The organism is Streptomyces sp. NPDC054961, from assembly GCF_053609145.1.
The window spans coordinates 209,592-221,418 of the sequence record NZ_JBSGWY010000002.1; the positions used below are offsets into that span (position 1 = coordinate 209,592).

The 11,827-nt window shown below is 74.0% G+C and carries 11 protein-coding genes; 3 read left to right on the forward strand and 8 right to left on the reverse strand.

The features are described from left to right. Nucleotides 1-385 precede the first annotated feature (385 nt). Nucleotides 386-1,078 (reverse strand): metal-dependent transcriptional regulator, encoded by a 693-nt coding sequence (locus ACWF9Z_RS03135; RefSeq protein WP_453596859.1) that lies wholly within the window; start codon nucleotides 1,076-1,078, stop codon nucleotides 386-388. A 281-nt stretch (nucleotides 1,079-1,359) separates the two neighbouring features. On the opposite strand from ACWF9Z_RS03135, the gene ACWF9Z_RS03140 reads away from it, so the two are divergent. After that, nucleotides 1,360-2,115 (forward strand): SIS domain-containing protein, encoded by a 756-nt coding sequence (locus tag ACWF9Z_RS03140; protein WP_453596861.1) that lies wholly within the window; start codon nucleotides 1,360-1,362, stop codon nucleotides 2,113-2,115. A gap of 51 nt (nucleotides 2,116-2,166) precedes the next feature. Here the strand turns inward: ACWF9Z_RS03140 and ACWF9Z_RS03145 are convergent, their stop codons facing one another. Continuing rightward, nucleotides 2,167-3,525, reverse strand: coding sequence for a PAS domain-containing protein (locus tag ACWF9Z_RS03145; RefSeq protein WP_453596863.1), 1,359 nt, complete (start codon nucleotides 3,523-3,525; stop codon nucleotides 2,167-2,169). A gap of 150 nt (nucleotides 3,526-3,675) precedes the next feature. Beyond that, on the reverse strand, nucleotides 3,676-4,296 hold the full coding sequence (locus tag ACWF9Z_RS03150) for a PH domain-containing protein (protein ID WP_453596865.1): 621 nt from the start codon (nucleotides 4,294-4,296) through the stop codon (nucleotides 3,676-3,678). 32 nt (nucleotides 4,297-4,328) lie between these two features. On the opposite strand from ACWF9Z_RS03150, the gene ACWF9Z_RS03155 reads away from it, so the two are divergent. Then, the gene (locus ACWF9Z_RS03155) at nucleotides 4,329-4,739 is read left to right on the forward strand and encodes a hypothetical protein (RefSeq protein ID WP_453596867.1); all 411 of its coding nucleotides are present in this window, start codon (nucleotides 4,329-4,331) and stop codon (nucleotides 4,737-4,739) included. 272 nt (nucleotides 4,740-5,011) lie between these two features. Here the strand turns inward: ACWF9Z_RS03155 and pdxH are convergent, their stop codons facing one another. Then, on the reverse strand, nucleotides 5,012-5,635 hold the full coding sequence (gene pdxH / locus ACWF9Z_RS03160; RefSeq protein ID WP_453597216.1) for a pyridoxamine 5'-phosphate oxidase: 624 nt from the start codon (nucleotides 5,633-5,635) through the stop codon (nucleotides 5,012-5,014). Between the two features lie 237 nt (nucleotides 5,636-5,872). Between pdxH and ACWF9Z_RS03165 the strand changes: the two genes are divergently transcribed. Next, nucleotides 5,873-6,979, forward strand: coding sequence for a citrate synthase 2 (locus ACWF9Z_RS03165; protein WP_453596869.1), 1,107 nt, complete (start codon nucleotides 5,873-5,875; stop codon nucleotides 6,977-6,979). Between the two features lie 93 nt (nucleotides 6,980-7,072). Here the strand turns inward: ACWF9Z_RS03165 and ACWF9Z_RS03170 are convergent, their stop codons facing one another. The 4 genes from ACWF9Z_RS03170 to ACWF9Z_RS03185 form a co-directional block, all read right to left on the reverse strand. Next, a complete protein-coding gene (locus ACWF9Z_RS03170) occupies nucleotides 7,073-7,678 on the reverse strand; it encodes a TetR/AcrR family transcriptional regulator (RefSeq protein WP_453596871.1) in 606 nt (201 codons plus the stop codon). Further along, on the reverse strand, nucleotides 7,666-8,400 hold the full coding sequence (locus ACWF9Z_RS03175) for an enoyl-CoA hydratase family protein (RefSeq protein ID WP_453596873.1): 735 nt from the start codon (nucleotides 8,398-8,400) through the stop codon (nucleotides 7,666-7,668). The genes ACWF9Z_RS03170 and ACWF9Z_RS03175 overlap by 13 nt, the downstream gene beginning before the upstream one ends. 282 nt (nucleotides 8,401-8,682) lie before the next feature. Then, nucleotides 8,683-9,846: an acyl-CoA dehydrogenase family protein gene (locus ACWF9Z_RS03180; RefSeq protein WP_453596875.1), complete on the reverse strand. Its 1,164-nt coding sequence runs from the start codon at nucleotides 9,844-9,846 to the stop codon at nucleotides 8,683-8,685. Next, nucleotides 9,843-11,819: an ATP-binding protein gene (locus tag ACWF9Z_RS03185; RefSeq protein ID WP_453596877.1), complete on the reverse strand. Its 1,977-nt coding sequence runs from the start codon at nucleotides 11,817-11,819 to the stop codon at nucleotides 9,843-9,845. The genes ACWF9Z_RS03180 and ACWF9Z_RS03185 overlap by 4 nt, the downstream gene beginning before the upstream one ends. Between the last annotated feature and the right edge of the window lie 8 nt (nucleotides 11,820-11,827).

Consider the following 11,827-nt stretch of genomic DNA (forward strand, 5'->3'; position numbering starts at 1 on the left):
GGGGGGGGGGGGGGACGGGGGCCGGGTGGGGCCTCCGGGGGGGGGGGGGGGCCCCGGGGCCCGGGGGGGGGGGGGCCCGCGCCCCCCCCCCCCCCCGGGACCATCCATACCGACCCTCGCCGGTCCACGACGATCGACACCGGCTTGATCCGCTCGCACAGGCGACCCTTTCGAACGTCAGTCCGTCAATCCACACTTTGCGCGGCACTCTCCGTGCGGAGCGCCCCAACGCCCCGCGTTCGACCCCGTGGCGCCCGACTCCCAGCACTCAACGAGCGAGCACCCGATGAGTCAGCGTCCGACGGGGCGACGCTCCCTCCATCAGCCCATCAGCCCATCACCGCGTCAACGCTTCGGCGCGTCCGGGCTTCAACACTTCAGCTCCTCAGCGCTTCGCCACGAAGACGTGGGAGGCGATGTCCGCCGCCAGCTCCGCGGCCTCGCCGCCGCTGCCGACGAGCACGCCGCCCGGCGACTCGGTCACGCTGACCACCGAGCCGGGCTGCACGCCCGCCCGCCGCAGCGTGTACATCAGCTGGGCGTCCGTCTGGATCGGCTCACCGATCCGGCGGATGACCACGGTCTTGCCCTCGGTGCCCGGGTCGAGCTCGGACAGGCTGACCATGCCGTCCTCCAGGAACGGGTCCGCCTCGGCCTTCTCCCCCAGCTCCTCCAGGCCCGGGATCGGGTTGCCGTACGGCGACTCGGTCGGGTGGCGCAGCAGCTCCAGCACCCGCCGCTCCACCGCCTCGCTCATCACGTGCTCCCAGCGGCAGGCCTCGGCGTGCACCTGCTCCCACTCCAGGCCGATCACGTCGACGAGCAGACACTCCGCGAGCCGGTGCTTGCGCATCACGCGCGTCGCCAGTCGCCGCCCCTCCTCGGTCAGCTCCAGGTGCCGGTCGCTGGCGACGGCCACCAGCCCGTCGCGCTCCATCCGCGCCACCGTCTGGCTCACCGTCGGACCGCTCTGGTCGAGCCGCTCGGCGATACGGGCGCGCATGGGGACCACGCCTTCCTCTTCCAGCTCGAGGATGGTGCGGAGATACATCTCCGTGGTATCGATCAGTCCGGACATTCGTGCCCCTCGGATATCGTGCGCTGGCCCTGCACCCAATTCTGACGCATCACACCGGGAACCGTCCCGTACCGGAGGTCAAGGCCCGATCCGGACGTGTACCGGACAGACGGGCGACACGCCCGCGTCATCTCCCCACGCGTCGCGTCACGCCTCTCACCGGGCCTTTCGTCCCACGGGTTGACGCTCGTATTGACACGCCCTTGGTCCAGACCGCACGGTGAGCGGCGGACACGGACGACCACCTCACCCAACTCCCCACCCCGGAAGGCCATCGGCGTATGAGCGAGAGCAAGCTGGCCGGTCAGTTCTTCGACGCCGCGATCGGCCTGCTGGAGCGGGTACGGGACGAGGAGTCCGCGCGCATCGGCGAGGCCGGTGCGGTCATCGCGGACGCCGTCGCCGCCGGGAACAAGCTCTTCGCCTTCGGCGCCGGGCACTCCTCGCTCCCCGCGCAGGACGTCGTGTACCGGGCCGGCGGACTCGCCCTGATGAACTTCCTCGCCGTCCCCGGCACCGCGGGCATCGACGTCATGCCGGCCACCCTCGGCAGCGCCCTGGAGCGCGTCGACGGCCTCGCCGGGGCGGTCCTGGACAGCAGCCCCGCCTCCGACGGCGACGTCCTCGTGATCATCTCGCTCTCCGGACGCAACGCGCTGCCGGTCGAGATGGCCATGAACGCCCGCGCGATCGGCCTCAAGGTCATCGGCGTGACCTCGGTGGCGTACGCGACCGGGACCAAGTCCCGGCACGTCTCCGGCACCTTCCTCAAGGACCACTGCGACATCGTCCTCGACAGCAAGATCGCGGTCGGCGACGCCGAGCTGACCCTCGACGGCATCGAGGCGCCCTTCGCGCCCGCCTCCACCGTCGTCACCAGCGCCATCATGCAGGCGGTCATGGCCGCCGCGGCCGGCGAGCTCGTCGCCCGCGGGGTCGAGCCGCCGCTGCTGCGCTCGGGCAACGTCGACGGCGGCCACGAGTGGAACGGCCGCGTCATGCAGGAGTACGGCGACCGGATCTTCTTCCGCCACTAGTCGGCCCGGGGCGTCCGGGGCGTCCAGGGCGTCCAGGACGCCGCCCGCCGCTCACCTCCCGAGCAGGTCCAGGTCCGCCGCGATCCGGGCCGCGACCTCCTCCGCGTACGCCGCGTCCGCGCGTTCGAAGGCGGCCCGCGAAGGCCCGCGCAGGAACGTCAGCGTCCCCAGGCTCCGGCCCCGGCTGCGCAGCACCGTGCACAGCGCGTGCGCCGCGCCCTCGGGCCAGCGCCGGGCCTGCGCCCACGCTCCGGCCGCCTGCCCTTCGGCCTCCCCGGGCGGCGCACTGGCACGCACCGAGCCGGCCCGGTCCAGCGCCTGCACCGCCGGGTGCCCGGCCTCGTACGGCACGGGGATCGCCCCGGGCTCGGGCAGGCCCTCCAGCCCCGGCGGACACACCGCCCAGCGCAGCAGCCGCCTCCGCCCGGCGCCCGCGGCGGCATCGGCGCCGGAGCCGGCCTCCGGCGCGGGCCCGTGGTCCAGTACGTCGAGCAGCGCGTGCTCGGCGAAGCCCGCGAGGGCGAACTCCAGCCGGACGGCCGCCGCCTCCGCCGGGTCCTCGCACTCACCGGCGGCCCGCCCGGCCCGGTACAGCTGGTGGGAGCGGAACCGCAGCTGCGCCGTGTCCAGTTGCGCCTGCCGCGCCTCGGTGACGTCCTGGAACAGCAGGCCGACCCCGAGCGGTACGGGTTCCTCCGCGAGGGGCGACGCGAGGCGCAGGAACCCGCACCGCCAGCACCGCCGCCGCACGCCCTCGGGGGTGCGTACGGACACCCACAGCTCCACGGGGGCCGGGGGCGCGCCCTCGGCCAGTACGTGCTGCAGGGCCCCCTCCAGCTCTTCCACGCCCTGCGCCAGCAGCTCTCCCAGCGGCCGGCCGAGCAGCGTGCCGCGCCCGGAGCCGAAGGCGCGGGCGGCGTGGGCGTTGACGACGGCGGGGCGCAGGTCCACGTCGACGAGGACGACGCCCCAGGAGGCGTCGTCCATCAGGGACTCGCTCAGCGCGATGGCGCGCTCCAGGTCGATCTGCGCGTGCACCTCGCTGAACGCGCAGTAGACCCCCGCCGGCCTCCCGTCCGCGCCCGGCACCCCGGCGGACTGGGTCCGTACGAGGACGCGACCGCCGTCCTTGGTCAGCAGCGCGAACTCGTGCACCTGCCGGCCGGACACCTCCTGGGCGGACATGAGTCTGTCCTGCACGTCCTGCGCGTCGGCGGCCCGGACGGCCCACCCCGCGAACCCCTTGCGCCCCACGGCCTCCGCCGCGGACCAGCCCAGGATCCGCTCGGCCTCGCGGTTCCAGTGGGTGATCACGCCGTAGCCGTCGAACGCGCACAAGGCCGCGTCCATCCCGTCCAGCAGCGCTGCGAGCAGATCGTCGGCGGTCTCACTACGCCCGGAAGCAGTCACCTGGGCCCCCTACAGGTGTTCGCGTGTGCGGCACGTCACGCAATTGAACTGGAACGTGACGCAGCCCACACCCGATTCCTGCAATCCTCCCGTTTTGTCTCATCTTCGGGGCCACCGGTCAGCCGGTCAGCCGGTCAGCCGGTCAGCCGGTCAGCCGGTCAGCACCACGATGAGCGCGATGAGGGCGACGGCCGACGCGGCGCAGACGACGGGTACGCCCCATCGCCCCGACCCCGACCCCGTCCACCACCCCCGCCGGGCCGCGGCGCGGGCGATCCGCGCCTCCGCGTCCGGCTCGGGCCGCCACTGCGGCCCGCGCAGCTCGGTCCACACCGACCTGATGAGGGCCCCCTCGGTACGGATCGCGGACGTCTCGAGATCGTCCACGCACGGCAGCCCCACCCGCTTGCCGTCAGCGAGGTAGACGCAGGCGAGGACCCTGGGACCACCCCTCGCCCCGGACCGCTCGCCCGGCGACTCGACCCGGATGTCGTGCAGCTCCGCCCAGCGCATCCGCCGCACCCGCAGGGCGCTGCGTACGGAGATCCCCTCGCGGTCGACCACCGTGAACCGGCGGGGGCGCGCGTAGGCCAAGAACGCGATGAAGCCCGCCATCAGGACCGGCAGCGCCACCCTGAGCCAGACCGGCAGGTGGCGGGCGGTCGACATCTGGTAGGCGCCCCAAATCCAGAGGAGCGCCAGGTAGCCGTACGTCCCGGCCCCCGATCCCGGCCTGCTCCGGTACGCGCGCGGCAGCGCTCCCTGTTCCATGTGCCCCCCTGATTCGGCGGCAAGAATAAACAGTGGACCGCATTGACGCCGCCGCCATGAACGCGACCCGCAACCGGCTCGTCGAGCACTTGGACCACGAGGGCGGCGCCGTGGTCGCCCGCGTACCTCGACAGGCTCTGGTGGTGACGGCGACCGGCCATGGCTCGTACGCCCGGACCACTCCGGACCGGCACGGCTTCCCCCGCCTGCTACGCCCCAGGAAGAAGCAGCACTACGGCTTCGCCACCGGCGATCTCGTCCGGGTGGACCTCCCGCGAGGCGAGTGGCCCGGCCGATGGGTCGGGAAGATCGCCGTACGGGCCTCCGGCCAGCACCGGCTGACCACTGCGACCTGCAGGTTCGACGTCAGTCACAGGAATCTTCGGGTGGTGCGGCGAGGCGACGGCTACGCGTACGGAATCTCCGCCGAAATAATCGGTTGAGCCGGGACCAGCACGCTCCTAGGCTGACGCCACGCTCAGAAAGGAGGTGTCCCGAAGTGATTTCCACTCGGACAAGCGAGGTGACTGCGGGTTAACGCCCGTCGTCCACGCACCTAGTGCGGTGCCGGCGCAAGCGTCGGCCAATCCCAAGCAGTCACCCGACCCGCGGGCTCGCCGGTACGTCCGGCCGGCTTCCCCCACTGCAGGGGGGAAACCCGAGCTCGCGGGTCGTCTGCGTTCCGCGGGGGTTTCCCCGCCGGACCGCGCCCCGGCTACGGGCAGAGGCGCTCCACGCGCCACTTCTCCCCGTCCAGGACGTACTTCAGGCGGTCGTGCAGGCGGTTCTCGTGGCCCTGCCAGAACTCCACCGCGTCCGGGACCACCCGGATGCCGCCCCACTGCGGCGGGACCGGGACCTGTTCGCCCTCCGGGTAGCGGGCCTCCAGCTCCGCGTAGCGGCGGTCCAGCTCCGCGCGCGAGGCGACGACCGTCGACTGCTCGCTCGCCCAGGCGCCCAGCTGGGAGCCGTGGGGGCGGGAGCGGAAGTACGCCGCCGTCTCGTCGCGGCCGATGCGCGCGGCCGTGCCGGTCACGACGACCTGGCGGGCGATCGGGTGCCAGGGGAAGAGCAGCGAGACGAAGGGGTTCGCGGCGATCTCGAGGCCCTTGCGGGAGCCGTAGTTCGTGAAGAAGACGAAGCCGCGCGCGTCGAACTGCTTCAGCAGCACCGTGCGGGAGCTGGGACGCCCGTCGGGCGTCGCCGTCGAGACGATCATGGCGTTCGGCTCGAAGACGTTCGCCTCGGCCGCGTCCTTGAACCAATGGGCGAACTGGCCCATGGGGTCTTCGGCGAGGCTCTCCTCGGCAACGAGGTGGGAGCGGTACTGCTTGCGCATGACGGCTGGGTCAAGGTGCTGATCGGTCACACGGCCATCCTGCCGCAGCAGGGCGGATACGAGTGTGCCGTATGTCACGCTTCCCCGCGCCATGGGGAACGGACAAAATCTTGGGGCCGGTCCGACGGTCCCGTACGGGTGACCATCGGCCGTGCCGGGCATCAACGGGGATGACCGCGCCGGACCGCGAATCACGCCGGGAGCCGCGCGTGTTCGCACTATTTGAGGAGCCGCCTGATGTCCGACTTCGTACCCGGGCTCGAAGGGGTCGTCGCGTTCGAGACGGAGATCGCCGAACCCGACAAGGAAGGTGGGTCTCTGCGCTACCGGGGCGTCGACATCGAAGACCTCGTGGGCCACGTCTCCTTCGGGAACGTCTGGGGCCTGCTGGTCGACGGTGCCTTCAACCCCGGCCTGCCGGCCGCCGAGCCCTTTCCCATTCCGGTCCACTCCGGTGACATCCGGGTGGACGTGCAGTCCGCCCTCGCCATGCTCGCCCCGGTGTGGGGTCTGAAACCGCTCCTCGACATCGACGAGCGGACCGCACGGGACGACCTGGCGCGCGCGGCCGTGATGGCGCTGTCGTACGTCGCCCAGTCCGCCCGCGGCCAGGGCCGGCCGATGGTCCCGCAGAGCGAGATCGACAAGGCCGAGTCCGTGGTCGAGCGGTTCATGATCCGCTGGCGGGGCGAGCCGGACCCGCGTCACGTCAAGGCCGTCGACGCGTACTGGACCTCGGCCGCCGAGCACGGGATGAACGCCTCCACCTTCACCGCGCGCGTCATCGCCTCCACCGGCGCCGACGTCGCGGCCGCCCTGTCGGGCGCGGTCGGGGCCATGTCCGGGCCGCTGCACGGCGGGGCGCCGTCCCGCGTCCTCGGCATGATCGAGGAGATCGAGCGCTCGGGCGACGCCACGGCCTACGTGAAGCAGGCGCTGGACAAGGGCGAGCGGCTGATGGGCTTCGGCCACCGGGTCTACCGCGCCGAGGACCCGCGCGCCCGCGTGCTGAGGCGCACGGCCAAGGAGCTGAACGCCCCTCGCTACGAGGTGGCGGCCGCGCTGGAGAAGGCCGCCCTGAAGGAGCTGCACGAGCGCCGCCCCGACCGGGTGCTCGCGACCAACGTGGAGTTCTGGGCCGCGATCATGTTGGACTTCGCGGAGGTCCCGGCGCACATGTTCACCTCGATGTTCACGTGCGCCCGTACCGCCGGCTGGTCGGCGCACATCCTGGAGCAGAAGCGCACGGGCCGTCTGGTCCGCCCGTCGGCCCGCTACACCGGGCCCGGCGTGCGCAACCCGCACGAGATCGCCGGCTACGCCGACATGGCCGAGACCGCCTGATCCGGGCGGTCCGGCACCGGCTGCCACCGCACAGGGCCGCCGCGATCCACGGGCGTCGCACCCCTTCCGGGGGGTGCGGCGCCCGTCGCGCGTTCACGGCGTGAGGGTCGCGTCCAGGATCCGGGACCACTGGGCGACCACGCGGGCCCGGCGGGCGGCGTCGTCGGTGATGACGTTGGCCAGGCCCAGGCCGCGGGCCATGTCGAGCAGGCCCTGCACGGTCTCCCGTACGCCGGGGACCGACTCGTCCGCGCCGAGCAGCTCCACCGCGATGCGGTGGGTCTCGCGGCCCAGGCGGGCTTCCAGCTCGGCCACACGGGGGCGCAGCGGCTCCTCGTGGGAGGCGGCGACCCACAGCTGGAGGGCGGCGCGGAACATCGGGCCGGTGTACATGTCGATGAGCGCGGCGACGACGTCGGCGCGGGCGGCGCCCGCCGCGCCGTGCGGGAACAGGTCCCGGATGGCGGCGGAGCGTTCCTCGGCCATGTATTCGACGGCGGCCGTGAAGAGTTCCTCACGGGTGCGGAAGTGGTGCTGGGCGGCTCCGCGCGAGACTCCGGCGCGCTCGGCGACGACGGAGACGGTGGAACGGGCCCAGCCCTGTTCGGCGAGGCAGGCGACGGCGGCCTCGAGCAGGTGACGGCGGGTGACCCGGCTGCGGGCCTGCTTGGGGCCGCCGGCCGCGGTCAGCGCAGCCACGACGGGTCCCGGCGCTCGAAGCGGGCGGTGATGCCCTCCCGGGCCTCGGCGGAGGCGAAGTGCCGGGCGGACAGCTCGGTGAGCGCGGCTCCGTCCCGGTCCAGGGCGGTCCTCACCCCTTCGGTGACCAGGCGTTTCGTCGCGGCGAGCGCCAGCGGTCCGGCCTTGGCCAGGCCGGCCAGGACGGGCGCGAGGACCTGGTCCACCTCGTCTCCGTGGAGGGTCAGCAGGCCGATCCGGGCGGCTTCGGCGGCGTCGAAGGTCTCGGCGGTCAGGAAGTAGCGGGCGGCGGCGCGCGGGTCCAGGCGCGGGAGCAGCGGCGCGGAGATGACGGCCGGGACGACGCCGAGGTGGGTCTCGGTGAAGGCGTACGTGGACCCGGGCCCGGCGGCGGCGATGTCGCAGACGCCGAGCAGCCCGAGTCCGCCCGCCCTGACGTGTCCGGTGACGCGGGCGACGACCGGCAGCGGGAGGTCGTTGATCTCCCGGAGCAGGGTCAGGAAGTCGGCCGGGTCGCAGGGGGACTTGAGGTCGGCGCCGGCGCAGAAGGTGTTGCCGGTGTGGGTGAGGACGACGGCCCGCGCGGACGGGTCGGCGGCGGCCGCGGCGAGCGCTGCGCGCAGCTGTGCGACGAGGTCGGCGGAGAGCGCGTTGCGGTTGGCCGGGGAGTCGAGGGTGAGCGTGGTGACGGTCGCTCGCGCGGCGTGGACCAGTGGGGGCATGTCTCCTCCGGAGGGGTGGTTCGGTCGGCAGTATCCCTTGCGGGGAGGCGGGCGCCCGCGGTGGGGGCCGGGGGGGGGGGGGGGCGCCGGGGGGGGGGGCGGGGGGGGGTCGGGGCACCGGTGGGCGGGCCCGTCCCCCGCCCTCCCCCCGGACTCCGTCCGGGGGACCCCCTCTTCCACCGCTCCCCGGGTTCCGCCCGGACCCCGCGCCTCAAACGCCGGCGGGGCTGGATTCGGCCGGGGCCGGCCCCGGCAGCGGCGCCGCACGCGGCAACGGGGCGGTCAGTACGACTTCGGCAGGCCCAGGGTCTGGTGGGAGACGAAGTTGAGGATCATCTCGCGGCTGACGGGGGCGATGCGGGCGACCCTGGAGGCGACGATCAGGGCGGCCAGGCCGTACTCGCGGGTGAGGCCGTTGCCGCCCAGGGTGTGGACGGCCTGGTCCACCGCCCGTACGCAGGCCTCGCCGGCCGCGTACTTGGCCATGTTCGCGGCCTCGCCGGCGCCCATGTCGTCGCCCGCGTCGTAGAGCAGGGCGGCCTTGCGCATCATCAGACGGGCCAGTTCCAGCTCGATGTGCGCGGCCGCGAGGGGGTGGGCGATGGCCTGGTGGGCGCCGATGGGCTCCTTCCACACCTGGCGGGTCTTGGCGTAGTCGACGGCCCTGGCGAGGGCGTAGCGGCCCATGCCGATGGCGAAGGCGGCGGTCATGACGCGCTCGGGGTTGAGGCCGGCGAAGAGCTGGAGGAGGCCCGCGTCCTCGTCGCCGACGAGGGCGGAGGCGGGGAGGCGCACGTCGTCCAGGACCAGTTCGAACTGCTTCTCCGCCGCGTGCAGTTCCATGTCGATGACGGAGCGGGTGAAGCCGGGGGTGTCGCGCGGGACGATGAACAGGCAGGGCTTGAGGCGGCCGGTCCGGGCGTCCTCGGTGCGGCCGACGATGAGGGTGGCGTCGGCGATGTCCACGCCGGAGATGAAGACCTTGCGGCCGTTCAGCACCCACGCGTCGCCGTCCCGGCGGGCGGTGGTGGTGATGCGGTGGGAGTTGGATCCGGCGTCGGGCTCGGTGATGCCGAAGGCCATGGTGCGGGTGCCGTCGGCGAGGCCGGGCAGCCAGGCCCGCTTCTGGTCCTCGGTGCCGAAGCGGGCGATGACCGTGCCGCATATGGCGGGCGAGACCACCATCATGAGGAGGGGGCAGCCCGCGGCGCCCAGTTCCTCCAGGACGATGGAGAGCTCGGCGATGCCGCCGCCCCCGCCGCCGTACTCCTCGGGGAGGTTGACCCCGAGGTAGCCGAGCTTGGCGGCGTCCGCCCACAGCTCGTCGGGGTGGGCGCCCTCGTCGGCGATGCGGGCGAGGTACGCGCGGCCGTAGCGCTGCCCGAGGGCGGCGACGGCGGCGCGCAGGGCCTGGTGCTCATCGGATTCCACAGCGGTGTTGCTCATGCGGGCGGTTCCTCCTGGACGACGGCGAGCAGGGCGCCGAATTCGACCTGTTGGCCGGTGACGGCGTGGAGCGCGGTGAGCGTGCCGGAGGCCGGAGCGAGGATGCGGTGCTCCATCTTCATGGCCTCCAGCCAGAGCAGGGGCTGCCCGGCGGTGACGGCGTCGCCGGGGGCGAGGCCCTCGGCGACGCGGACGACGGTGCCGGGCATGGGGGCGAGCAGGGAGCCCGGTTCGGTGCGGTCCTGGGGGTCCGCGAACCGGGGTACGGGGGTCAGCGTGTGGCCGCCGCCGTACGCGGAGTCCACGAAGAGGTCGCCGGTCCCGCCGGCGCCCGCCCCGTTCGCGGGGCGTTTCACGTGGAACACGCGCCGGACGCCGTCGACTTCGAGGGTGACGAGCTCCGGCGCGGCGGCCAGGACGCGGACGCCGGGGGTGTCCACGAGCTCCGGGGGCCCGCTGCGGGCGGGGTGGTAGCGGACCTCGTACACGGCGCCGTCGGCGGCGCCCGCCCGGGTGTACCGCCGGGTCTGGGGCTGGGAGCGCAGGTTGCGCCAGCCGCCGAGGCGGGCGCCCAGCGGGGCGTCCGGGCCGGGCGAGGCCTCCGCGAGGGCGGCGGCCAGCGCGGAGAGCGCGGGGGCCGGGTCGTCCGGGGCGGCTTCGGTGAGGGCGGGCAGGTGGCGCTCGTAGAAGCCGGTGTCGAGCCGCGCGGCCGCGAAGTCCGGGTGCCGCAGCGACCGTACGAGGAGCTCGCGGTTGGTGGTGAGGCCGTGGATCCGGGCTCCGGCGAGGGCGGCGGCGAGGGCGCGGACCGCCTCGGCGCGGGTCGGGGCGTGGGCGACGACCTTGGCGAGCATCGGGTCGTAGTGGACGGAGACGGTGTCCCCGTCGGCGAACCCGGTGTCCACGCGCACCTCGCCGGGAACGGAGAGGGTGTGCAGGACCCCGGTCTGCGGGCGCCAGTCCCGGGCCGGGTCCTCGGCGTAGAGACGGGCCTCGACGGCGTGGCCGGCGGGCTGCGGAGGGGTCGCCGGCAGGGCGGCGCCCTCGGCGATCCGCAGCTGGAGGGCGACGAGGTCGATCCCGAAGACGGCCTCGGTGACCGGGTGTTCCACCTGGAGGCGGGTGTTCATCTCCAGGAAGTACGGGCGCCCGTCGGCGGTGACGAGGAACTCCACGGTGCCCGCGCCCTCGTAGGAGACCGCGCGCGCGGCGGCCGTGGCCGCCTCGTACAGGCTCGCGCGCAGGGTCTCGGGCAGACCGGGTGCCGGGGCCTCCTCGATGACCTTCTGGTGGCGCCGCTGGAGGGAGCAGTCGCGGGTGCCGAGCGCCCAGACGGTGCCGTGGGAGTCGGCGAGGACCTGCACCTCGACGTGGCGGCCCCGCTCGATGTAGGGCTCGGCGAAGACCTCGCCGTCGCCGAAGGCGGAGCGCGCCTCGGCGGAGGCCGCCTCCAGCTCCTCCTTGAGCGCGTCCAGGTCCCGTACGACCCGCATGCCGCGGCCTCCGCCGCCGGCCGCCGCCTTCAGGAGCAGGGGGAGGTCAGCGGCGGTGGCCCCGTGCGGGTCGACGGGGTCGAGGAGCGGGACCCCGGCGGCCCGCATGAGCTCCTTGGCCCGGGTCTTGGAGGCCATGGCCTCGATGGCGGCCGGCGGCGGTCCGACCCAGGTGAGCCCGGCGGCCTGCACCGCGCGGGCGAAGCCGGCGTTCTCGGAGAGGAATCCGTAGCCGGGGTGGACGGCGTCGGCGCCCGCCGCGAGGGCGGCCTCGATGACCAGGTCGCCGCGCAGGTAGGTGTCCGCGGGGGACGCGCCGGGCAGGCGTACGGCCGCGTCGGCGGCGCGGACGTGCAGGGCGTCCACGTCGGGGTCCGAGTGGACGGCGACGGTGTCCAGGCCCAGCGCCCGGGCGGTGCGCAGGACGCGGACGGCGATCTCGCCGCGGTTGGCGACGAGGAGGGAGGTCAGGTTCGTCATGTACGGGC